20 protein-coding genes are annotated in these 22,725 nt (G+C 71.8%); 18 read left to right on the top strand and 2 right to left on the bottom strand.

What is annotated here, in order from left to right; all coding sequences use genetic code 11:
• Positions 1–531, bottom strand: a 531-nt coding sequence (locus tag Q0283_RS11930; protein ID WP_298044822.1) for a LysM peptidoglycan-binding domain-containing protein, incomplete at its 3' end; no start/stop codon positions are given.
• A 248-nt stretch (positions 532–779) separates the two neighbouring features.
• On the opposite strand from Q0283_RS11930, the gene Q0283_RS11925 reads away from it, so the two are divergent.
• A complete protein-coding gene (locus tag Q0283_RS11925; protein ID WP_298044821.1) occupies positions 780–1,169 on the top strand; it encodes an Rv2175c family DNA-binding protein in 390 nt (129 codons plus the stop codon).
• 9 nt (positions 1,170–1,178) lie between these two features.
• Here Q0283_RS11925 and Q0283_RS11920 read toward each other — a convergent pair whose 3' ends face one another.
• Positions 1,179–2,288, bottom strand: a complete 1,110-nt coding sequence (locus Q0283_RS11920) for a polyprenyl synthetase family protein (protein ID WP_298044820.1) — start codon at positions 2,286–2,288, stop codon at positions 1,179–1,181.
• Positions 2,289–2,330: 42 nt separating this feature from the next.
• Between Q0283_RS11920 and dinB the strand changes: the two genes are divergently transcribed.
• From dinB to Q0283_RS11835, 17 genes are all read left to right on the top strand, one after another.
• On the top strand, positions 2,331–3,587 hold the full coding sequence (gene dinB, locus Q0283_RS11915; RefSeq protein ID WP_183526601.1) for a DNA polymerase IV: 1,257 nt from the start codon (positions 2,331–2,333) through the stop codon (positions 3,585–3,587).
• A 112-nt stretch (positions 3,588–3,699) separates the two neighbouring features.
• Complete coding sequence (locus Q0283_RS11910; protein WP_183526584.1) at positions 3,700–4,068, top strand: DUF3040 domain-containing protein; 369 nt, start codon at positions 3,700–3,702, stop codon at positions 4,066–4,068.
• Between the two features lie 402 nt (positions 4,069–4,470).
• Positions 4,471–4,902, top strand: coding sequence for a division/cell wall cluster transcriptional repressor MraZ (gene mraZ, locus Q0283_RS11905; RefSeq protein ID WP_010143394.1), 432 nt, complete (start codon positions 4,471–4,473; stop codon positions 4,900–4,902).
• A gap of 298 nt (positions 4,903–5,200) precedes the next feature.
• A complete protein-coding gene (rsmH, locus tag Q0283_RS11900) occupies positions 5,201–6,196 on the top strand; it encodes a 16S rRNA (cytosine(1402)-N(4))-methyltransferase RsmH (RefSeq protein WP_255459444.1) in 996 nt (331 codons plus the stop codon).
• Positions 6,193–6,999 (top strand): hypothetical protein, encoded by an 807-nt coding sequence (locus Q0283_RS11895; protein ID WP_183526577.1) that lies wholly within the window; start codon positions 6,193–6,195, stop codon positions 6,997–6,999. Before rsmH ends, Q0283_RS11895 begins: the two co-directional genes overlap by 4 nt.
• A gap of 102 nt (positions 7,000–7,101) precedes the next feature.
• A complete protein-coding gene (locus tag Q0283_RS11890) occupies positions 7,102–8,895 on the top strand; it encodes a penicillin-binding protein 2 (RefSeq protein ID WP_183526573.1) in 1,794 nt (597 codons plus the stop codon).
• Between the two features lie 7 nt (positions 8,896–8,902).
• A complete protein-coding gene (locus tag Q0283_RS11885; protein ID WP_183526570.1) occupies positions 8,903–10,636 on the top strand; it encodes a Mur ligase family protein in 1,734 nt (577 codons plus the stop codon).
• The gene (gene murF, locus Q0283_RS11880) at positions 10,633–12,147 is read left to right on the top strand and encodes a UDP-N-acetylmuramoyl-tripeptide--D-alanyl-D-alanine ligase (protein ID WP_298044817.1); all 1,515 of its coding nucleotides are present in this window, start codon (positions 10,633–10,635) and stop codon (positions 12,145–12,147) included. Before Q0283_RS11885 ends, murF begins: the two co-directional genes overlap by 4 nt.
• Positions 12,144–13,247 carry a phospho-N-acetylmuramoyl-pentapeptide-transferase gene (mraY, locus tag Q0283_RS11875; RefSeq protein ID WP_183526565.1) on the top strand — a complete coding sequence of 368 codons (1,104 nt, stop codon included), beginning with the start codon at positions 12,144–12,146 and terminating at the stop codon, positions 13,245–13,247. Before murF ends, mraY begins: the two co-directional genes overlap by 4 nt.
• Positions 13,244–14,776, top strand: coding sequence for a UDP-N-acetylmuramoyl-L-alanine--D-glutamate ligase (gene murD / locus Q0283_RS11870; protein WP_183526563.1), 1,533 nt, complete (start codon positions 13,244–13,246; stop codon positions 14,774–14,776). The genes mraY and murD overlap by 4 nt, the downstream gene beginning before the upstream one ends.
• An 11-nt stretch (positions 14,777–14,787) precedes the next feature.
• The gene (gene ftsW, locus Q0283_RS11865) at positions 14,788–16,188 is read left to right on the top strand and encodes a putative lipid II flippase FtsW (protein WP_255459443.1); all 1,401 of its coding nucleotides are present in this window, start codon (positions 14,788–14,790) and stop codon (positions 16,186–16,188) included.
• Positions 16,188–17,309: an undecaprenyldiphospho-muramoylpentapeptide beta-N-acetylglucosaminyltransferase gene (gene murG / locus Q0283_RS11860; protein ID WP_183526560.1), complete on the top strand. Its 1,122-nt coding sequence runs from the start codon at positions 16,188–16,190 to the stop codon at positions 17,307–17,309. Before ftsW ends, murG begins: the two co-directional genes overlap by 1 nt.
• Positions 17,306–18,829 (top strand): UDP-N-acetylmuramate--L-alanine ligase, encoded by a 1,524-nt coding sequence (gene murC / locus Q0283_RS11855; RefSeq protein ID WP_298044815.1) that lies wholly within the window; start codon positions 17,306–17,308, stop codon positions 18,827–18,829. The genes murG and murC overlap by 4 nt, the downstream gene beginning before the upstream one ends.
• The gene (locus tag Q0283_RS11850; protein WP_183526554.1) at positions 18,816–19,622 is read left to right on the top strand and encodes a cell division protein FtsQ/DivIB; all 807 of its coding nucleotides are present in this window, start codon (positions 18,816–18,818) and stop codon (positions 19,620–19,622) included. Before murC ends, Q0283_RS11850 begins: the two co-directional genes overlap by 14 nt.
• A 227-nt stretch (positions 19,623–19,849) precedes the next feature.
• Positions 19,850–21,049, top strand: coding sequence for a cell division protein FtsZ (ftsZ, locus tag Q0283_RS11845; RefSeq protein ID WP_010143379.1), 1,200 nt, complete (start codon positions 19,850–19,852; stop codon positions 21,047–21,049).
• A gap of 14 nt (positions 21,050–21,063) precedes the next feature.
• Positions 21,064–21,831: a polyphenol oxidase family protein gene (locus Q0283_RS11840; RefSeq protein WP_298044813.1), complete on the top strand. Its 768-nt coding sequence runs from the start codon at positions 21,064–21,066 to the stop codon at positions 21,829–21,831.
• On the top strand, positions 21,828–22,652 hold the full coding sequence (locus Q0283_RS11835; protein WP_298044811.1) for a YggS family pyridoxal phosphate enzyme: 825 nt from the start codon (positions 21,828–21,830) through the stop codon (positions 22,650–22,652). Before Q0283_RS11840 ends, Q0283_RS11835 begins: the two co-directional genes overlap by 4 nt.
• Positions 22,653–22,725 lie beyond the last annotated feature (73 nt).

Genomic DNA, 22,725 nt, shown 5'->3' with positions numbered 1-22,725 from the left:
CCCGTTGGCCTTGAGCAGGGTGGAGAGGCTGATCCCGTGGCGGGTGGCGATGCCGGAGAGGGTGTCCCCGGCCTTGACCGTGTAGGTCCCGGCCGAGGCCCGGGAGGTGGAGGACTGCTGGCCGGCGGTGCCGGAGAGCTTGAGGGTCTGGCCGGGGTGGATGATCGCGGCGGAGGACAGCCCGTTGGCCTTGAGCAGGGTGGAGAGGCTGATCCCGTGGCGGGTGGCGATGCCGTAGAGGGTGTCCCCGGCCTTCACCGTGTGGGTGGCCGCCGTCCTGGACGCCTGGGTGGCCCCGGTCGGAGCGACGAATGCTGCCGGCAGGCTGGAGGCCAGCGTCGTGGAGGACAGTCGCACCTGGGCCGTCTCGATGTTGACGGACGTGGCCGACCGGGGCGCCAGCGCCTGTCGGGGCGCGTCGGCAGCCGCGGGGGCCGCCAGGGCCGCTGATCCCAGCACCAGCAGGGGCAGGGTGGACGTGGCCACGGCGGACCTCAGCAGGCGCGGTGTACCGGTCGGGCGTTCAGGCATGGATTTCCTCTGCGGTGGGGCACCGAAGGACATGTCGCGGGCAGTGTGACTGGTGTGACAATCCTTGGCTGATGGTGCCTGTGATCAGAATGTGACGTACGACAACGTACCGGACGATGTTTATCGAAAGGTAATCATTACCGTAACGATAAGGTAACCATGGCGTGTCGTCCTCCGTGGCCTCAGGCTGCCCCGCGGCGCATGTCAAGGGCTTTCAGAGAATTCCCGCCGATCGCTACTCTGGAGCGGTGACTACAACGGACCACCACAAGAACCCGTCATCGGAACAGCCCCTGGAAGACCTGGTCGGAGAGTGGGTTCCCTTCCCTGACCTGGCCGAGCGCTGGGGCATCCCCGTGACCCGGGTGCACAACATGGTCAATGACGGCCGCCTGCTGGCCTCCCGCATCGGGGAGAACGCCTATCGGGCCGTGCCCGCCCTGTTCGTGCAGGAGGACGGCCCCCTGGAGGCGCTGCGGGGGACCGTCTCCGTGCTGAAGGACGCGGGCTTCAGCGAGGACCAGGCCATCCGCTGGTTGTTCACCGCCGACGACTCGCTTCCCGGCCGTCCGGTGGACGCGCTGCGCGAGGGGCGCAAGACCGAGATCCGGCGCCGCGCGCAGGCGCTGGCCTGGTAGCGGGCCGTCCTAGCGGCCATGCCGCAGGATGCGGTGCGCCAGACGGGCGAGCCCGTCCCGCACCGCATGGTCCACCGTCATCTCGTCCAGGGCGCGCAGGGCCTGGTCGCCCAGCGTGGCGACCTCGTCCTCGACCCGGGCCCTGGCCCCGCACTCGGTCAGCAGCGACTGGAGCCGCGCCACTGACTCGGGCGTGAGGTCCGGATCACCCAACGAATTCTCCAGGATCTTCGCCTGGCCCGGAGGCAGCAGGGAGAGGGCGTGGGCCACCAGCTCGGTGCGCTTGCCCTCCCTCAGGTCGTCCCCGGCCGGTTTCCCGGTGACCTCGGGATCGCCGAACACGCCCAGCAGGTCGTCCTGCAGCTGGAAGGCCTCACCCAGGGGGAGGGAGAACGCCTCGTAGTAGGTCAGGGGTGCGCCGTCCGTGTCCGCCAGCACCCCGCCGAGGTTGAGTGGGTGCACCACCGAGTACCGGGCGGACTTGTACCGCAGGACGGTGCGCGCACGGGCCAGTGCCTCAGCAGGATCCTGTCCGGGCACCTCGACCTCGTCGAGGACATCGAGGTACTGGCCGGCCATCACCTCGAAGCGCATCCGGTTGAACATGGTCCTTCCGGCGGCCGGCGATTCCGTGGCATCCGCCGCGTGGGCGAACACCTCCTCGCTCAGGGCCAGGCACAGGTCCCCGGTCAGGATCGCGGCGGACGTCCCGAAGTGCTCGGGGTCCTGACGCCATCCCGCCTGCTGGTGACGGGCGGCGAAGGCCCGGTGGATGCTGGGTTCCCCGCGGCGCGTATCGGACCGGTCGAGGATGTCGTCGTGGATCAGCGCCGCGGCCTGGAACAGCTCCAGGCCCACCGCGGCGTCGATGATCCGCTGGTCGTCCACGGCGCCACCGGCGCCGCGCCATCCCCACCAGGCGAGGATGGCCCGCACGCGCTTGCCGCCGCGCACCAGGCCGGCGATGGCCTCGACCAGGGGGGCGGCCGACGTCGAGATCTCCTCGGCGCTGCGCCGGTAGTCGGCGAGCAGTGCGGACATCCGGCGGTCCACCGCCTCGACGAAGGCCTCCTCCGGGAGGCGGTCCTGACAGGGGGATGCGGGGGCTGAGGATGGCACGTCCTCCAGCCTACCGTCGGGACATCGGCCTAGGCTGGAGCCATGGATGAACGCTATTCCGCCGGGGGACCACCGCCGGCGGCCCAGGATCCATCCTGGGATGCCGTCATCCTCCACGTGGACATGGACGCCTTCTTCCTCTCCGTCGAGTTGCTCGAACGCCCGGAGCTCAGGGGCCGGCCAGCCCTCGTGGCCCACCGGGGCGGGCGTTCCGTGGTGCTCTCCGCCTCGTACGAGGCACGGCGCAGTGGCGTGCGCTCGGCGATGCCGCTGGCGCACGCCCTCGCGCTCTGCCCGGGGGTCGCGGTGGTGGAACCACGGCACGAGGGGTACACCGCCGCGTCCCGTCAGGTGATGGACATCCTGGGATCGTTCACCCCGGTGATGGAGCAGCTCAGTATCGACGAGGCCTTCCTCGATGTCTCCGGGGCCCGACGCCGGCTCGGCCCGCCGGCCCGGATCGGCGCCCTGATCCGTGAGCGCGTCCGGGAACGGACGGGGTTGCCGTGCACCGTGGGTGCGGCCACCACCAAGTCCGTGGCCAAGATCGCCTCGACCCGCGCCAAGCCGGACGGGCTCGGCGTGGTTCCCGGTGCGCAGACCCGGGCGTTCCTGGACCCGCTGCCGGTCTCGGCGCTCTGGGGTGTGGGCCCCGTGCTGCAGCGCAGGCTCGTCGAGGCCGGCCTGGAGACCGTCGGTGACATCGCCGCCCAGTCGCCCCGACGCATGCAACGCTGGCTCGGGTCCAATGGGCCGGCCCTGGTCGATCTGGCCCGCGGTATCGACCACCGGGCGGTGGTGCCCGAACGGGAGGCCAAGTCCCTGGGGGTGGAGCGGACGTTCGACGTGGACGTGACGGACCGGGAGGAGTTGCACAGGATCCTCGTGGCGCTCTCCCACGAATGCGCCTTCCGGCTCCGCCGGGCCGGGGTCCGTGCCGGGGCGATCTCCGTCAAGCTCAAGGCTCCTGACCTGACCGTGCGGAACAGGTCCCGCTCCCTGGCGGTGCCGGTGGACTCGGCCGGACCCCTGGCCGAGGCGGCCGAGGAGCTGCTGGCGGAACTGCTGGATGCACGGCGGCACCCGGCCCGGCTGGTGGGCCTTCGCGCCGAGCGCCTCAGCGGCGCCGGCGACGCCGTGCAGGACGCTCTTCCCTGGGAGGACGAGGGGTCAGAGGCGGACTGGTCCGAGGCGGACCGCGTCGCGGACGACATCCGGCGCAAATTCCCCTCCGCGGCACTGCGGCCGGCGACCCTCGTGGACGGCCGACCGGCACCCCGGCGCCCGCGCCTACGCTGATCGCGGAAAAGTCCGGTCCGAGCGGGTCGACCGGCGTTGCCGATATGGCGTGGCGTGCGGCCCGGGCCCTATGCTAGTACTACGAAATTCGTGGCTGGAGGAGGAGGCAGCGATGCCGTTGTCTGAGCGGGAGCAGAAGCTCCTGGAGCAGCTGGAGCAACAGCTGAACGCCGAGGACCCGCACTTTGCCACGAGCATGAGTGAGACGGGGACCTCTCGGTTCTCGACCTCGCGACTGGTCGCCGGAGCGGTGGCTGCGGCGGTCGGCCTCGGAGTCATGCTCTGGGGAATCTCCCAGCAGGCGATCTGGCTGGGCATCATCGGCTTCGTCCTGATGGCCGTGGGCGTCTACGTCGGCACGGCGCGGACCAAGGCCGGTTCAACGGGCCGGGCGTCCGGGACGGCATCGGCCAAGAAGAACTCTGCCTTCATGGACGGACTCGAGCAGCGCTGGGAGCAGCGCCGCCATCAGGACCCGTGACGGTGGCAGCAGCCCGTCACGACTGATCCACCCCGGGACCCCGCCGCATCGCGGCGGGGTCCTCTCGTTGTCCTGCCTTCCTCCACCGGGCCGCCCCACATCCCTCCACCGGGCCGCCCCACATCCCTCCACCGGGCCGCCCCACATCCCTCCACCCCGGTCATTCCGGCGGGATCACCGGCCCCTGAGTGGCCCTGGAGCGGGGGTGGCCGACGTTCGCCCCGCGACGACTCTGGGTGAACCCCACGCCACATCAGCGCAGGTCAGAGGCCATTTCGCGCGGTGGTGGGGGCGGCGCGTGGCTTGACGGTGGAGGGTAGTGGGGTAAAGTGGAGGGCATCAGAGGATGGTGGTGTTGAGGGAGGCTCAAGCGGCCCTTTCGGACGGCAAAGGCGGTGCTCCATGTTCTTGGGGACCTACACGCCTCGGCTGGACGAGAAGGCCCGTCTGATCCTCCCGGCGAAGTTCCGCGAGGAGCTAGCCGACGGTCTGGTCCTCACCCGGGGACAGGAACGGTGCATCTACGTCTTCAGTGCTCGCGAGTTCGAGAGGGTTCACGAGCAGATGAGGTCGGCTCCGCTGTCCTCACGCCAGGCCAGGGACTACATCCGTGTCTTCCTGTCAGGGGCCTCTGACGAGGTTCCGGACAAGCAGGGGCGGATCACCATCCCAGGACCGCTGCGCAGTTATGCGGGACTGGACCGGGACGTGGCGGTCATCGGAGCCGGTACGCGAGCCGAGATCTGGGATGCCGAGGCCTGGAACTCCTACTTGGAGGACCAGGAGAACGCCTTCTCGGAGACCGATGAGGAAGTCCTCCCGGGGATCTTCTGACCGGCCGGCCCCTCCGTCCTTCGGCGGCAGGGGTCGCACACAACCGAACAGCGCGGATTCTTGCATGAGACCTCCAGCCGCCCCAGGCCGGACCTGACCCGACTTCCCCCGGGCCGGGCACGGAACCGGTGAGCGATTCCGGCCCTGACCCGACTTCCCCCGGGCCAGGCACGGAAGACGTGCGGATGGGGATCTGATCCAAGGGTCCGCCTGTCACTTAATGGGGTCCTCTGCCGTCGCGAGCCGGACGGGGACCAGCGGAACCGGACGAGGTCGAGCGTGGAAAGGGACTCACGGCTTGGGTGAAGAGCAGAGACCGGCACAGGACCGGCACATTCCCGTCATGCGCGACCGCGTCCTGGACCTGCTCTCCCCGGGACTCGACGCTGCCCGCGACGCCGGGCGCCGCCCCGTCGCGCTGGACGGCACCCTGGGCATGGGGGGACACGCCGAGGCGATCCTCCGGCGACACCCGGATGCCGTCGTCGTGGGGATCGACCGGGACACCGAGGCCCTGCGCCTGGCGACCGAGCGCCTGGCCTGGGCCGGTGACCGGTTGCGGACCTGGCACGGGACCTATGACGGTGTGGCCGAGGCACTGGCCTCGGCCGGTGTCGCCGAGGCCGATGCCATGCTCTTCGACCTGGGCGTCTCCTCGTACCAGCTGGACGAGCGTGAGCGCGGTTTCGCCTACTCCTACGACGCGCCGCTGGACATGCGCATGGACACGACCGGGGGGATCACCGCCGCCGACGTCGTGAACGAGTACGACGAGGACCGCCTGCGCCGGATCATCCGGTCCTGGGGCGAGGAGAAGTTCGCCGGCAGGATCGCCTCGGCCATCGTCCGTGCCCGCCAGGAGGCGCCCTTCGAGACCACCGGCCGGCTCGTGGAGGTCATCCGTTCGGCCGTCCCCGCCGCGGCCGGCCGCAGCGGTGGGCATCCCGCCAAGCGCACGTTCCAGGCCCTCCGGATCGAGGTCAACGAGGAGCTCGACGTGCTCGAGGCGATGCTGCCGGCGGCGATGCGTGCCCTGTCGGTGGGCGGGCGGCTCGTGGTCATGAGCTATCACTCGCTCGAGGACCGGATCACCAAGAAGGCCATCACGGCACAGTCCACCTCCACGGCTCCTCCCGGGTTCCCGGTCGAACTGGAGGACCACGCACCGGTGGTCCGCGTCCTGACTAGGGGCGTGGACAAACCCACGGAAAAAGAAATCGAAGAAAACCCTCGCGCCTCCTCAGCAAAAGTGCGCGCTATTGAGAAGATCAGACCATCAAGGAGCACAGCATGACCGCAACGCAGCAGCGCACTGCCATGCAGCAGCCCGTCCACGCCCGCGAGAGCACCGCTCCGCAGCTGGACCAGGCTGCTCCTTGGCAACCCACCATCAGCCCCGAGTACCGTGCCGCGCCGGCGGGTACCCCGGGCGAGGAGAACCGGGCCCGGACCCCGCTGGCCGTCGTCCCGGCACCGGTCAGGAGGACCGGCCGGGGCTTCGTCGCCCTGTGCGTCGGAATCCTGGCCCTTGCGCTGCTGGCCGTGCTGGTGGTCAACATCACAGTCTCGAACCGGCAGTACGACATGGTCGGGCTCAAGAGCGAGCAGCTGGACCTGACCCAGTCGAACGAGCTGCTGCGCCAGCAGGTCGAGCACCTCGAGGCTCCGCAGAACCTCGCTGCCGAGGCCGACCGGCTGGGCATGGTGAAGCCGGGGGACATCGCCGCGGTGGACCTCGCCACCGGCCGGGTCACCGGCGCCGCCACCTCCGCCCAGGGCGAGGACGGGCCGACCGGCCTGATCGCCGCGCCCGTCGGACCGGGCGAGCGGGCTGCCGCTGAGGCCGAGGCCCGCGAGACCGGCGTCGAGCCGGGGAGCGAAGCGGACGGGACGACGGCATCCGAGGCGCCGGCCCCCGTGCAGTCCGAACAGGACACGGCGGCTGGTCAGGACACGGCGGCTGGTCAGGACGCCGGGGCCGATCAGGAGGTCGCGGCCGGACAGGACCGGTCCGAGGGCGCCACCTCCGGCGCCGCCCGGGAGCTCAACGGGGGGACGATTCCCGCTCCGCAGTTCGCCGCCGGCAGCGCCGACTGAGACGCATCGCCGGAGAGCCTCCGGCCTGAACCACTCCCGAGGAACTGAGGAACGACCGGACGACGGCCATGCCGTGGTGACCGGCAGGAAGGACTGCAGCAGATGGCCCAGGCATCCGACGCCCGAAGCGCCACGGACGTGACCGGCAGGCGCCTGCGCCTGGGCATGGTCATCGCCCTGGTCCTTCTGGCGGTGCTGGGCCTGCGGCTGGTCTTCATCCAGGGGGTGGACGCCTCCGGCAACGCGCAGGACGCCATGAAGGAGCGGTTGCGCTCCGTGACGGTGGCGCCCGACCGCGGATCCATCCTGGACTCCCAGGGACGGGTGATGGCGGCCTCGGTGGCCCGCTACGACCTGGTGGCCGACCAGCGGCTGGTGAAGGACTTCCGGCGCTGGGACGCCGAGAGCGCCTCGATGGTCGACGTGTCCCTGTCCGACTCACTCGACCGGCTCTCCGGGATCCTGGGCATGGACCGTGCCGAGCTCGAGGCCCGCATGGTCGGCGACCGCCCGTACAAGGTCGTGTCCAAGGGGGTCACGCCGGAGGTCAAGGACCAGGCCCTGGATCTCGGCATCCCGGGCCTGCTGGCCGAGCCCGTCACCGAACGCACCTACCCCAACGGGTCGGTGGCCGGTTCGATCCTGGGCTTCGTCGGGGGGGACGGCACCCCGCTCGAGGGCCTGGAGCTGAGCCAGGACGAGCAGCTCTCCGGCGAACCCGGCAAGCGCACCTACGAGATCTCCGCCGACGGCGTGCGCATCCCGAACGCGGAGTTCTCCGAGGAACCCGCCGTCGACGGCCAGGACGTTCGGCTGACCATCGACCAGGACGTCCAGTGGTTCGCGCAGGAGGCGATCGCCGCGAAGACGGAGTCCTACGACGCCCTGTGGGGCAACATCGTGGTGATGGACGCCAGGACCGGTGAGCTTCTGGCCATGGCCGACTCGACCACGGTGGACCCCTCCGACCCGACGGCCACGGACGGCCTCTTCTGGCGGCCCACCGCCCTGACCCAGTCCTACGAGCCCGGTTCCACCGGCAAGGTCCCCACCTTCGCCACCGCGCTCGAGGTCGGCGGCGTGGAGCCGACCGACGCCTACGAGGTGCCCAACAAGCAGGAGTTCGACGGGCAGATCATCAACGACTCGATGCCCCACGACACCTACGAGATGACGACGGCCGGCATCTTCACCCGGTCCTACAACACCGGCACGGTCCAGGTGGCCCAGAGCGTCGACGACCAGACCCGCTACGAGTACATGAAGAAGCTCGGGATCGGCGAACACGTGGACATCGGCCTGCCCGGCAGCAACAAGGGCATCCTGGTGCCGCCCGAGCAGTGGGACGGCCGTCAGCGGCTCACCACGATGTTCGGCCAGGGATACACCCAGACCACGCTGCACATGGCGCAGGTCTTCCAGACCATCGCCAACGGCGGGGTCCAGCGTCGCCCCCAGCTGATCGACGCCTACATCGACCCCGACGGCTCGGAACACGTGCAGCCGGACCCCGAGGGCACCCGGATCTACTCCGAGGAGACGGCGGAGGAGATGCTGCGGATGATGGAGGGCGTCGTCCAGGTGGGGACCGCCGGGCCGGCCAAGATCCCCGGGTACCGCGTGGGTGGCAAGACCGGTACGGGCGAGGCCGCTGGCGTCGGTGGCTACAACGGCTACACGACCTCCTTCACCGGCGTGGCCCCGCTGGACGACCCCCGGTTCGTCGTGGCCGTCTCCGTCCACCGCCCGCAGGGGAACTGGCGGAACTGGGAGGTCGAGGACACGGCCGCCGAGGTCCTGTCCTACCTGTTGAACCAGTACAGCGTCCCGCCCTCGGACGCGGCACCGCAACACTACGATGTCTTCACCGACGAGCCCCAGAAACGACCCTGGTAGACCCCGGATGACCACACCACTTTCTCCCGCCGCGCAGGACGCGGCCTTCCGACCCGCCGAGATCGAGCCGATGCGCTGGGATGAGCTGCTCGCCGGACTGGACCGCGCGGGCCAGCCCGCCGACGTCGTCGGCAGCACCGCGGACCGTCCCGGTCCCACCGGTGTCACCATGGACTCGAGGATGGTCCGGCCGGGCGACCTCTACGCCGGCGTCCCGGGGGCCTCCCGGCACGGCGCGGAGTTCGCCGGGACGGTCGTCGCCGCCGGTGCCCGGGGCATCCTGACGGACCGACAGGGCGCCCGGCTCTGCGCCGCCGCCTCCGCCGCCGGCATCCCGGTGCTCATCGTGGAGGACGTGCGCGACGCCGTCGGGCCGGCCGCCGCGGCCGTGTACGGCAACATCGGGGCCGGGCCCCGGTTGTACGGGATCACCGGGACGAACGGCAAGACCACCACGAACTACTTCCTGACGGCGCTGCTGGGCGCACTCGGGGAGACCACCGGCATGATCGGGACGATCGAGATCCGGGCCGGCCAGCGCGTGGTCCCCAGCACCCTGACCACCCCGGAGTCCACCCAGTTGCACGCCCTGATGGCCCTGATGCGCCAGGAGGACGTCTCCTCGGCGGTGATGGAGGTGTCCTCGCACTCGGTCAGCTACCGGCGCATCGCGGGACTGCACTACGCGGTGGCCGGGTTCACCAACCTCACCCAGGACCACCTGGACCTGCACGGTTCCATGGACGACTACTTCCGGGCCAAGGCCGGACTGTTCGACGCCGGCCGCACGGACCGTGCCGTGATCACCCTCGACGGCGGACCGGATGCGCCCGACGCCGACGGGCAGACGTGGGGGACCAGGATGGCCGCACAGGCCGGTTGTCCGGTCGTGACCGTGGCCCTGGGCCCCGCGGCCGACCACGGGGGCCGCCCTCTGAGCGGCGACTGGACCGTCACGGACCTCGTCGCGGAGGGCATGGGCCACCGGTTCACGCTGCGGCACGCCGCCTCCGGGCGGGACGTCACCGGCTCCACCGGACTGCCCGGGCGGTTCAACGTCGCCAATGCGGCCCTGGCCGCCGTGATGGTGTTGGAGTCCCGGCCGCCGGCGGACTGGGACCGGATCGCCGCGGTGCTCGACGCACCCGTGGGGGAGGGCCCCTTCGCCACCGCCGTGCCCGGGCGCATGGAGGTCGTCGGCCGCGCCCCGGACGCGATCGTCGACTTCGCGCACAACCCCGACGGGATGGTCCGCGCCCTCGAATCGGTCCGCGAGGCACGGCGCGCCACCGGAAACGACACCGGGCGGACGATCCTGGTCTTCGGGGCGACCGGTGACCGGGACCGGGCCAAGCGCCCGGGCATGGGCCGGATCGCCGCGGAGTGGGCCGATGTCGTGATCGTCACGGACGACGACCCGCACACCGAGCCCCCGGCCGGGATCAGGACCGAGGTCCTGCAGGGGGTCCACGAGGGCGTGCGGACGGCGGCCGCGGCCGGCCGCACCGTCCAGGTGCACGAGTCGGCGCCACGCCAGGACGCGATCGAGCTGGCCGTGTCCTTGGCCACACCGGCCGACACCGTCCTGCTCGCCGGCCGCGGCCATGAGACCGTGCAGGACATGGACGGAGTGGACATCCCGCTCGACGATCGCGTCGAGCTGCGGGACGCCCTGGCCCGGCACGGCCACGGTCCCTCCCCGGTTTCCCCCGAGGCTGCACGTAAAGTTGACGGGTCATGATCGAACTCACCGCCTCCGCCATCGCCGGGGCCACCGGGGGCGTCCTCACCGCCTCGGCGTCCCCTGACCTGCTGGTCAGCGCAGCCACCACCGACTCCCGCGAGGTCACTCCGGGGACCCTGTTCATCGCCAAGCCGGGCGAGCAGGCCGACGGGCACGACTTCATCCCGGCGGCACGGTCCGCCGGCGCCACCCTCGTGCTCGCCGAGCGCGAGACCGCCGACGCCGGGGGACAGGCCGACCCGGCCGTCATCGTCGACGACGTGGTCCTGGCCATGGGACGGCTGGCGGCGTTCATCGTCGCCCGAATCCGCGAGCACTCGCCGACCACCGTCATCGGCATCACCGGGTCGGCGGGCAAGACCACCACGAAGGACCTGCTGGCGGGCATCCTGGGCACCGACGGTCCCACCGTGGCCCCGCAGGGCTCCTACAACGGGGAGGTGGGCGTCCCGCTGACCGTGTTCCGGGCCGGCCTGGACACCCGCTACCTGGTGGTCGAGATGGGTGCCGACGGGATCGGCAACATCGAGTACCTGGCGGACATGGTCCGCCCGGACATCGGTGTGGTCCTGATGGTCGGCAGCGCCCACGCCGGCAAGTTCGGCGGCGTGGAGAACATCGCCCGGACCAAGGGCGAACTGGTGGAGGCGCTGCCGGCGGACGGCGTGGCCGTCCTGAACCGTGACGACGCCCGGGTGGCCGCGATGGTGGACCGGACCTCCGCCCGGCTGGCCTGGTTCTCCACCGAGGACGGCAGCTTCCCGCTGGTCGACGCGGACGTGGCCGACGGCACCGCCGACTTCTCCGCCCTGGCCGCGAACCTGACCACCACCGAGGGGCAGCACCCCGAGTTCGACCTGCGACTGGGTGCGGGCACCGCAGCCGAGGCCCATCACGTGGTCTCCGGACTGATCGGCAGGCACCACGCCACGAACATCGCCGCCGCCGCAGCGGCCGCCCATGCCGCAGGGCTGCCGGCCGGCAGGATCGCCGCCGCCCTCGACGGGGCGGGAGCCACGAGCCGCCGGCGGATGGAGCGCACCGACCGGCCGGACGGGGTGACGATCATCAATGACGCGTACAACGCCAACCCGGAGTCCATGCGGGCCGCCCTGAAGACGCTGGCGATGATCGGCCGTTCCACGGGGCGCCGGACGTGGGCCGTGCTGGGGGAGATGCTCGAACTGGGCGACGCCCGCATCGCCGAGCACACCGCGATCGGCACGGCCGTGGTCCGGTTGAACATCGACCAGCTCGTGGTGGTCGGCCGCGGTGCCCGACCGCTCTACACCTCCGCCGTCAACGAGGGCTCCTGGGGGGACGAGATCGACTTCGCCGAGGACGTCGACGAGGCCGAGGAACTGCTCCGGCGTCGACTGGCGCCCGGGGACGTGGTGCTGTTCAAGTCCTCCAACGGCGCCGGCCTGGGGGACCTCGGGGATCGACTAGCATTGGCCCCGGCCAGCCCGGAGCCGGGAGCCGGAAGCCGGAAGGAGCAGCGCCAGTGATAGGCCTGTTGATCGGTGGTCTGCTCGGGCTGGTCCTGACGCTCGTGGGGACCCCCCTGTTCATCCGCTTCCTGGTCAGGAAGGGATACGGACAGTTCATCCGCGATGACGGACCGACCACCCACAAGACCAAGCGCGGCACCCCGACCATGGGCGGGGCCGTGTTCGTGGTGGTCACCGTGGTGGCCTACTTCCTGACGCACTGGATCCTGGGCGGCCTCGGACTGGAGAACGCCGGGCCCACCGCCTCGGCGATGACCCTGCTGTTCCTCATGGCCGGCATGGGACTGGTCGGGTTCCTGGACGACTTCAGCAAGATCTCCAACCAGCGCTCCCTCGGACTGACGCCCTGGGCGAAGATCGTCCTGCAGGGCGTGGTGGGCACCGCCTTCGCGGTCCTCGCCCTGAACTTCCCGGACGGGCGCGGGCTGACCCCCGCCTCGACGTCCATCTCCTTCGTGCGTGACCTGCCGATCGACCTGGCCTTCGCCGGCCCGGTCATGGGTCTGATCCTGTTCGTGGTCTGGTCCAACCTGATCACCACGGCCACCACCAACGCGGTGAACCTGACCGACGGCCTGGACGGCCTGGCCACCGGCGCCACCGCCATGATCACCGCCGCCTACATGCTGATCACCATCTTCCAGTCCAACCAGGCGTGCTCCACGTCCGGGGCGACGCCGGGCTGCTACGAGGTCCGTGACCCGCTGGACCTCGCCATGCTCGCGGCGATCCTCACCGGCTCGCTCATGGGCTTCCTGTGGTGGAACACCTCGCCGGCGAAGATCTTCATGGGGGACACGGGATCGCTGGCCCTCGGTGGGGCCCTGGCCGGGTTCGCCATCCTGTCCCGCACCGAACTGCTCGTCATCATCCTGGCCGGGCTGATGGTCCTCATCACCTTGTCCGTGATCATCCAGGTCGGCTACTTCAAGCTCTCCGGTGGCAAGCGCGTGTTCCTCATGGCGCCGCTGCAGCACCACTTCGAGCTCAAGGGCTGGGCGGAGGTCACGGTGGTCGTGCGGTTCTGGCTGATCGGCCTGCTCTGCGTGGTCCTCGGCGTATCCCTCTTCTACGGCGAGTGGGTGCTGGTCCGATGACGGCCGGGAGCACCGCCGGTCATCCCCGGCTCGACGACCTGACCACGTGGGACGCGGACTGGTCCGGACTGCGGGTGGTCGTGGCCGGCCTCGGCCTGTCCGGGTTCTCCGCAGCCGACACCCTGGCCGAGCTCGGGGCCGACGTCGTGGTCGTGGACGGCCGGGACAGCCCGGAGAACCGTGCCCGGGCGGACACCCTGAGGATCGTCGGGGTCCGGGAGGTCCTGCTGGGCGAGGACCACGCGCGGTCCCTTCCCGACGTCGGCGGGTCTCCCGCCGAGCTCGTGGTCACCTCCCCGGGATGGCGCCCGGACCAGCCGCTGCTGGCCGCGGCCGCGGATGCCGGCGTCCCGGTCTGGGGCGACGTCGAACTGGCCTGGCGGGTCCGCGAACGCGCGGGACGCAAGACGGCCGACTGGCTCGTGGTCACCGGGACCAACGGCAAGACCACCACGGTGGGCATGGTCGAGTCCATGCTGCTCGCGGCCGGCCTGCGGGCGGTGGCCTGCGGGAACGTGGGCACCCCCATCCTGGACGCGATCCGGGATCCGGAGGGCTGGGACGTGATCGCCGTGGAGCTCTCCAGCTTCCAGTTGCACTGGACCCACCACATCGAGCCGGCCGCCTCTGCCGTGCTGAACGTGGCGGAGGACCACGTGGACTGGCACGGGTCCTTCGCGGCGTACTGCGCGGACAAGGCCCGGATCTACGAGCACACCCGCGAGGCGTGCATCTTCAACGAGGCCCAGCCCGAGACCATGCGGATGGTCGAGCAGGCCGACGTCCAGGAGGGGTGCCGAGCGGTGTCCTTCACCACGGACACGCCCGGACTGTCCATGGTCGGCGTGGTCGACGGCATCCTCGTGGACCGGGCCTTCCTGGACGAACGGGCCCATCAGGCCCTGGAACTCGGACACCTCGAGGACCTCGGGCCCATCGCGCCCCGGCACCAGGTGGCCAACGCCCTGGCGGCCGCCGCCCTCGTGCGGGCCATCGGCGTGCCGCCGGAGGCCGTCCGGGACGGGCTGCGTGCCTACCGACCGGGGGAGCACCGCATCCAGCTCGTGGCCAAGGCGGACGACGTGCTGTGGATCAACGACTCCAAGGCGACCAACCCCCACGCCGCGGACGCCTCACTCGCCGCCTTCACCGACGTGGTGTGGATCGCCGGCGGACTGCCCAAGGGCGTGACCTACGACGACCTGGTCTCCCGCCACGCCCACCGCCTGCGCGCCGTGGTGCTCATCGGGGCGGATCCCAGCGAACTGGCAGGTGCCGTACAGCGACACGCACCCGACGTCCCGGTCCTGTCGACGGCGGTACGCGACACTGGAGGGGATCCCTCGGACGGCCACCGGGCCATGGACGCCGCGGTCCGGGAGGCCGATGCCGTGGCCCGGCCCGGGGACGTCGTGCTCATGGCGCCCGCGGCGGCGTCCATGGACCAGTTCACGTCCTACGCAGACCGAGGAAACGCCTTCATCGACGCCGTCGCCCGCCTCATGGAACACAAGGGGCTGAGCAGCTAAGGAGCCCACCCATGGTGACCACCCCCCAACGGCCCCTGAGCCGTACCCGGGGTCCCGCCAGGGGCCGGCGTCCCCGTCCGGGGACCGGCGCGGCCCCGTCCGCCTCCGGTACCCCCTCCGCCCGTGCGGCCGGTGGCCGCGCGGCCCGCGGCGCCGGGCCGGCCTCCGGGCCTCGGCCGGGGAGCACGCGTCGTGGCGGCCGCGGCCCGGCGCACTGGTGGCGGCGGATGTGGTCCTTCCTGGAGGGCGAAGGCTCGGCGTCATCCTATTTCCTCATCCTCGGCTGCACGCTCGCGCTGACCGTGATCGGACTGATCATGGTGCTGTCCTCCTCCTCCGTGGAGAACATCGGAGAGACGACCGGATCCTATGACCTGTTCATCCGCCAGGCCGTCTTCGCCGCCGTCGGGCTGGGTGTGATGGTCTTCCTCTCCCGGCTGAGCACGGACAGACTGCGCCGGCTGGCCTGGCCGGCGCTGGTCATCGCCATCGTGCTGCTGATGCTCGTCCTGACGCCCCTGGGCCACGAGGTCAACGGCAACCGCAACTGGATCAAGGTCGGACCGGCCACGGGACAGCCCTCGGAGGCGGCGAAACTGGCCCTGGCCCTCTGGGCGGCCGCCGTGCTCGAACGCAAGGGCCGGCTCATCGGCCAGCTCAAGCACTCCGTCGTGCCGGTGCTCTTCCCGGTGGGAGCCATCCTCCTCGGCCTGGTCATGATCGGCCGGGACCTGGGAACCGCCATGGTCATCATGCTGGTCGTGGCAGCCGTGCTGTTCCTGGCCGGCACGAGGCTGCTCTACTTCGCGGTGGCCGGAGCCGTGGCCGCGGTGGGCGCGATCATCATGGCCCTCGTCTCGGCCAACCGCACGGTGCGCATCCAGGCCTGGCTGGGCAACTGCGACTTCGCCACCGACCCGTGCTACCAGCCCCAGCACGGCCTGTACGCCCTCGCCTCCGGTGGCTGGTGGGGACTCGGGCTGGGCCAGTCCCGGCAGAAGTGGAGCTACATCCCCGAGGCGGAGAACGACTTCATCTTCACCATCCTCGGCGAGGAGCTCGGACTCGTCGGCGCCCTGCTGGTGCTCACGCTCTTCGCCGGACTGGCCGTCGGCATGTTCCGGGTCGCGCGGCGCACCGACTCCGTGTTCATCCGGATCTGCACCGGCGGCATCCTGGCCTGGATCGTGGGCCAGGCATTCATCAACATCTCCATGGTCACCGGCCTGCTGCCCGTCATCGGCGTGCCCCTGCCGTTCATCTCCTACGGCGGATCCTCCCTGACGTTCGTCCTGGCGGCCGTCGGCGTGGTCCTGGCCTTCGCCCGCGAACAGCACCGGGCGGGCCGGGCCGTCGGAGCCGGCACCGGCCCCGCCGTGGACACCCGCCCCGACACGAAGGAGGCGCACTGATGCCCGACACCCTGAACGTGGTCCTGGCCGGCGGCGGTACGGCCGGCCACATCAGCCCCATGCTCGCCATCGCCCGGGCCCTCGAGGAGACCGCGACCGAGGGCGGCCATCCCACCGCGGTGCACTGCACCATGGTGGGCACCGCCTCCGGTATGGAGACCCGTCTCGTCCCGGCCGCCGGTTACGCGCTGGACACCATCGACCGGGTCCCGATGCCCCGCCGTCCCACCATGGACCTGGTCCGCCTGCCCTCCCGCTTCCGGCGGGCCGTGGCACAGGCGGGTGACATCCTCGACCGGCGCCGCGCCGACGTCGTGGTCGGGGTGGGCGGCTACGTCTCCACCCCCGTGTACCTGGCCGCCGCCCGGCGCCGGGTGCCCGTGGTCATCCACGAGGCCAACGTCCGCGCCGGGCTGGCCAACCGCGTCGGGGCCCGCCGCGCCGCGGCCGTGGCCACCGCCTTCCCCGAGACGGTGCTGCCGGGCGCCCTGCACGTGGGGATGCCGATGCGCCGGGAGATCTCCGCCCTCGACCGGGAGGCGGCCCGCGAGCCGGCCCGGCGGGCCCTCGGCCTGGACCCCTCCGCCACCACGGTGGTGGTCACCGGCGGGTCCTCGGGCGCCCTCAACGTCAACCGGACGATCGCGGCGGCCCTCCCGGCCCTCGCCGGCGCAGGACTGCAGGTCCTGCACCTGACCGGCCGGGGCAAGCAGGTCCTGGGGCCCGACGGCGACCCGGTCGCCTCGCCCGGATACCACCAGGTCGAGTACCTGGAGGGCATGGAGCAGGCCTACGCCGCGGCCGATCTCATCGTCGCCCGCTCGGGTGCCGGCACCGTCTGCGAGCTGGCCGCCGTGGGGTTGCCCGCCGTGTTCGTCCCGCTGCCGATCGGCAACGGAGAGCAGGCCCTCAACGCCCGCGGGCTGGTGACGGCGCAGGGAGCCGTCCTGGTGAAGGACGAGTCCTTCACCGCGGACTGGGTCCGCCGAGAACTCATTCCCCTGGCCCTGGACGCCGGGCGGCTGGAGCGGATGTCCGCCGCCTCCGCCGCGCTGGGGATCCGGGATGCCGACCAGGCCATGGCGCGCCTGGTCCTGAACGCCGCAGGAGGACCCCGATGACCCGACCGACCGACGAGACCACCCCGGTGCGGCCCATGGCGCCGTCGCTGGCCGCCCTGGGCCGGGTCCACTTCCTGGGCCTGGGCGGTGTCGGCGTGTCCGGCATCGCGCGGATCATGCAGCAGCAGGGGGTGCCGATCTCCGGGACCGACGCCAAGGACCTGCCGGTGATGCACGAGCTCGAGGCCGCCGGGGCCGCGGTGTTCGTCGGCTACGACGCGCGGAACCTCGACCGGGTGGCCCAGCGGGCGGGTGGTGCCGGCGTGGACACCGTCGTGGCCTCGTCGATCGCCGGCCCGGGCAACCCCGAGTACGACGCCGCGATCGCCCGGGGCGTGCCCGTCCTGCACCGTTCCCAGGGGCTGGCCGCGGCGATGGCCGGCCACCGGGTGCTCGCGGTCGCCGGCACGCACGGCAAGACCACCACGTCCTCGATGGCGGCGATGACGTTCACCCGCGCCGGCGCCGATCCGACCTTCGCCGTCGGCGCCGCCGTCGCCGGCCTGGGGACCAACGCGCGAGCCGGCGCGGGGGAGTGGTTCATCGCCGAGGCCGACGAGTCCGACGGCACGCTGCTGAACTACCGGCCGCAGATCGCGATCGTGACGAACGTGGAGGCCGACCACCTCGACTTCTACGGCTCCGCCGACGCCGTGGTGCAGGTCTTCCGCGACTTCGCGCTGCTGCTGCCCCCGGACGGCGTGCTGGTGGCCTGTGCCGACGACCCCGGGGCCCTGGCCCTGGCCCAGTGGGTCCGCGCCGAGGCGGCCGCCGGCCGGCCCGTGCCCCGTGTCGTCACCTACGGTTCGGAGCCCGGACGGGGCGACGACCTCGTCCTGACGGACAGCGATCTGGCCGGTACGGCCGGGGGCACCGGGCAACGCGTCACCTTCCGCTGGGCCGGCGGACGCTCCACTCAGGTGGAACTGGCGGTCCCGGGCCGTCACAACGCGCTGAACGCCGCCGCGGTCCTGCTCGCCGCCCACTACGCCGGCCTGGAGGCCGAGGACGCTGCCGGCGGCCTGGAGGCCTTCCGCGGCACCGCGCGTCGGTTCGAGTTCCGGGGCGAGCGTGCCGGCGTCCGCGTCTTCGACGACTACGCGCACCACCCCACCGAGGTGGCGGCGGCCATCGCCGCCGGGCGCTCGGTGGCAGGCGGGCACCGGGTCCACGTGCTCTTCCAGCCCCACCTGTTCTCGCGCACCCGCGACTTCGCGGACGGCTTCGCGCAGGCGCTCTCGGCCGCCGACGGCGTGCGTGTCCTGCCCGTCTACGCGGCACGGGAGGAGCCGATCGCCGGGGTCGACTCGACCTTGATCACCCGGCACCTGTCCACCCTCCTGCCCGGTTCCGGGGAGGTCCCGGAGGACGCCGGTGCCGGCGTGGCCGGCCTGGTCGCCGCGGCCCGTCCCGGCGACGTCATCCTCACCATGGGCGCCGGGGACGTCACGGCCCAGGGCGGGGCGATCCTGGCGGCGCTGGCGGATCGCGACGAGGAAACCCTCGATGGCGGACGATAGGACGGACGCCGGCCCGGAGACCTCCACGACGACCGACGTGATGACCGCGGATGACGACAACGTCCTGGCCTTCCCGGAGACGCCCGAGCAGGCCCGGCGCCGGCGGGTCCGGTTGTGGCGCGTGGTCGGCGCGGCGGGCCTGGTGCTCCTGATCGTGCTCGGGGCGGTCCTGTACTTCTCCCCCCTGCTGGCCATCCGCACCATCACGGTCACGGGCACCGACCTGCTGCCGCGCGAACGGGCCGAGGCGCTGGTGCAGCCCCTGCACGGAGTGCCCCTGCCGCAGGTGGGCCAGCGGACCGTCGCGGAGCGGCTGGCGGGTGAACCCGCGGTCGAGGAGGTCAGGGTCCGGGCGGAACCGCCCGCGTCGCTGGTCGTGGAGGTCGTGGAGCACCAACCGGTCGCCCAGGTGCCGCAGGGGGATCAACGGGTGCTGTACTCGGCCCAGGGCCAGGCCGTCGCCACCCTGGGGGCGGAGGAGGCCGAACGGTACCGGCTGCCCAGTGTCTCCGATGCCGCCGACCTGACCGATCCCGAGGTCTTCGACGCGATCACGACCGTCCTGGGCTCGTTGCCGGACCCCATCCGCAACCGGATGGACTCCGCCTCGGCGCAGACGGTGGACTCCGTGACCCTGACGCTCGAGGACGGGCGCACCGTGCTCTGGGGCAACGCCGAGCACGGGGACCGGAAGGCCCAGGTCCTGGGGGCCCTGCTGAAGGTCCCGCAGGACGAGGCGGACCCGGTCGAGGAGTTCGACGTCTCGATCCCGGAATACCCGGTGACGCGATGAGCGGACCCTGCCGGAGGGCTCCTCGGGGCGCGCGAGGGCGACACGCGGGAGCGGGTCTTTGCGCGATCCGCGTCGGCACCATAACGTTTCACCCAGAACACAGGTTGACATAACACTAACCTTCAACCTGAACGTTAAGCCACCCGGAGGGCGTTGCGGCGTCCGATGGGCGTCCGGGGCGCAGGCCGGACAGCAGACAGACAGACACCGAACAAGGGACAAACACCGTGGCAGCACCCCAGAACTACCTGGCCGTCATCAAGGTCGTCGGCATCGGCGGCGCCGGCGTCAATGCCGTGAACCGCATGATCGACGTGGGACTCCGCGGCGTGGAGTTCATCGCCATCAACACCGATGCCCAGGCGCTGCTGATGAGTGACGCCGACGTCAAGCTGGACGTCGGGCGGGAGCTGACTCGCGGACTGGGTGCCGGGGCGAACCCGGAGGTGGGCCGCCAGGCCGCCGAGGACCACGCCGAGGAGATCGAAGAGGTCCTGCGCGGGGCCGACATGGTCTTCGTCACCGCCGGCGAGGGCGGCGGCACCGGTACCGGTGGCGCGCCGGTCGTCGCCCGCATCGCCCGCTCGCTGGGCGCCCTGACCATCGGCGTCGTGACCCGTCCGTTCACCTTCGAGGGCCGGCGCCGGGCCACCAGCGCCGAGTCCGGCATCGATGCCCTGCGCGACGAGGTCGACACCCTGATCGTGATCCCGAACGACCGGCTGCTGTCCATCTCCGACCGCAACGTCTCGGTCCTGGACGCCTTCAAGTCCGCCGACCAGGTGCTGCTCTCCGGCGTCCAGGGCATCACCGACCTGATCACCACCCCGGGCCTGATCAACCTCGACTTCGCCGACGTCAAGTCCGTCATGCAGGGTGCAGGATCGGCACTCATGGGCATCGGCTCCGCCCAGGGCGAGGACCGTGCCGTCAAGGCCGCCGAGCTGGCCATCGCGTCGCCGCTGCTGGAGGCCTCCATCGACGGTGCCCACGGCGTGCTGCTGTCCATCCAGGGCGGTTCCGACCTCGGCCTGTTCGAGATCAACGAGGCGGCCCGCCTCGTCCAGGAGGTGGCGCACCCGGAGGCCAACATCATCTTCGGTGCCGTCATCGACGACGCCCTCGGCGACGAGGCGCGCATCACCGTCATCGCCGCGGGCTTCGACCGGGTCGACGCCACCTCCGCGCCGGCGGGGGCCTACGGCACCGGGACCCGCCCGCAGGGCCAGCAGGCCGCCCCGCAGCCGGTGCCCAGCCAGTCACTCCCGGCCGCCCCGGTGGCGGTCCCCGTGCCGGCCCAGCCCGCCGCGGAGCCGTCCGGCTACCGCGCCGAACCGGCAGCCCAGCAGGACCTACCCACCGTCGTGGAGCCCGACCTGTCCGGCGGCAGCCGTGACGACCTGGACGTTCCCGACTTCCTGAAGTGACCGGAGGGCCGTTCGTGTTCCGCGTCTCGCCGTCTCCCGGTCTGCACATCGGCTTCACCGGGGTCGGCACCGGCAACCTCGCGTTCCATGTCTCCGGTGGGACGACGGCGCAATACCCCGGCCGTCCTGGGCCCGTGTCCGAGGCCAGGACCCGGCTGGAGCGGGAGATGGGCGTGGCGCCGGGGCGCACCGAGTACCTCACCCAGGTGCACTCCGCGCGCGTCGTCGAGGCGACCGGGAACGGATGGGGTGCACGCAGCGGCCCCGCCGAGGAGGCCGACGCCCTGGTCAGTCCGACGGGGCAGGACCCGCTGGCCGTCATGGTGGCAGACTGCCTGCCCGTCGTCTTCGCCTCCCGCCCCCCGGGCGGCGTGGACCTGACCGGGCCGACCGCGGTCGCCCATGCCGGACGCCGCGGACTGCTCGACGGCGTGCTGGAGGCCACCGTGGACCGGTTGCGGGGTTCCGGCGCCGGGAGCGCGCCCGGTGAGATCGAGGCCTGGGTGGGGCCGGGCATCTGCGGCCGGTGCTACGAGGTCCCCGAGGACATGCGCCGTGACGGCGCCTCGAGGATCCCGGCCGCGGACTCGACCACCTCCTGGGGAACGCCCGCGCTGGACCTTCCGGCGGGCGCGGTCGCCGTACTGGAGCGGCTCGGCGTGACGGTGCACCGCGATGACCGGTGCACCTTCGAGGACGGGCGGCTGTTCTCCCACCGCCGCGCACCGGGTGAGGGCCGATTCGCCGGGGTCGTCTGGCGCACCGGGGAGGGTGCGGCGTGAGCGGGGTGGAGCAGGGGCCGGGGCCCGGCCGGGCCGACGACGCCCGCGGACGGGAGCTCGCGGCCCGTCTCACCACCGTGCGCCACCGGGTCGAGGAGGCCACGCGCGCAGCGGGACGCTCCGACGTCCCCACGCTGATCGTCGTGACCAAGTTCCATCCGGCCGAGGACGTGGCCCGGCTGGCCGCACTCGGCGTGCGGGATGTCGGCGAGAACCGGGACCAGGAGGCCCGCGCCAAGGCGGCCGAGACGGAGCGGCTGACCGGGGTGCAGGCCCCGGACGGTCCCGCGGCCCCGGTGCGGTGGCACTTCATCGGCCAGTTGCAGTCCAACAAGGCCAAGTACGTGGTGCGCTATGCCTCCGCGGTGCACTCGGTCGACCGGGAGTCACTCGTGGACGCCCTCTCCGCGGCGATGGGGCGTGAACAGGCCAGGCGCGCGGAATCCGGACTGCAGGAACGGGATCCGCTGGACTGCCTGGTCCAGGTCGACCTGGACCCGCGGCCCGAACAGGACCGTCCGGCCGGCATCGGCGCCCGCGGCGGTGTCGACCCCGCCGCGGTGGGGGCCCTGGCCGACCGGATCGCGGCGGCCGACGGCCTGAGGTTGCGCGGCGTGATGGCGGTGGCCCCCCTGGGCCTGGACCCCGCCCCTGCCTTCGCGCGGCTGGCGGAACTCTCGGCCGCACTGACCGGAACGTACCCCGAGGCCACGTGGATCTCCGCGGGAATGAGCCAGGACCTGGAGCAGGCCATCTCCGCGGGAGCGACACACCTTCGGGTGGGAACCGATGTCCTCGGGCCCCGTGCGCCCGTGGGTTAACCTCGATAGTGTCCGCAGGACGGCAGATCTCCGCAGGGCCGGCAGCAGGCCGGGCGGCTTCCACACGGTGAGG

The sequence above is a fragment of the uncultured Citricoccus sp. genome, from assembly GCF_937871995.1.
Lineage (GTDB): Bacteria > Actinomycetota > Actinomycetes > Actinomycetales > Micrococcaceae > Citricoccus.
This window is presented reverse-complemented; position numbering and strand designations above follow the sequence as displayed.

Coding starts and splice junctions, on each gene's coding strand:
- dinB (WP_183526601.1), top strand. CDS start 2,331: ATGGATGAACGCTATTCCGCCGGGGGACCACCGCCGGCGGCCCAGGAT.
- Q0283_RS11910 (WP_183526584.1), top strand. CDS start 3,700: ATGCCGTTGTCTGAGCGGGAGCAGAAGCTCCTGGAGCAGCTGGAGCAA.
- mraZ (WP_010143394.1), top strand. CDS start 4,471: ATGTTCTTGGGGACCTACACGCCTCGGCTGGACGAGAAGGCCCGTCTG.
- Q0283_RS11895 (WP_183526577.1), top strand. CDS start 6,193: ATGACCGCAACGCAGCAGCGCACTGCCATGCAGCAGCCCGTCCACGCC.
- Q0283_RS11890 (WP_183526573.1), top strand. CDS start 7,102: ATGGCCCAGGCATCCGACGCCCGAAGCGCCACGGACGTGACCGGCAGG.
- Q0283_RS11885 (WP_183526570.1), top strand. CDS start 8,903: ATGACCACACCACTTTCTCCCGCCGCGCAGGACGCGGCCTTCCGACCC.
- murF (WP_298044817.1), top strand. CDS start 10,633: ATGATCGAACTCACCGCCTCCGCCATCGCCGGGGCCACCGGGGGCGTC.
- murD (WP_183526563.1), top strand. CDS start 13,244: ATGACGGCCGGGAGCACCGCCGGTCATCCCCGGCTCGACGACCTGACC.
- ftsW (WP_255459443.1), top strand. CDS start 14,788: ATGGTGACCACCCCCCAACGGCCCCTGAGCCGTACCCGGGGTCCCGCC.
- murG (WP_183526560.1), top strand. CDS start 16,188: ATGCCCGACACCCTGAACGTGGTCCTGGCCGGCGGCGGTACGGCCGGC.
- murC (WP_298044815.1), top strand. CDS start 17,306: ATGACCCGACCGACCGACGAGACCACCCCGGTGCGGCCCATGGCGCCG.
- Q0283_RS11850 (WP_183526554.1), top strand. CDS start 18,816: ATGGCGGACGATAGGACGGACGCCGGCCCGGAGACCTCCACGACGACC.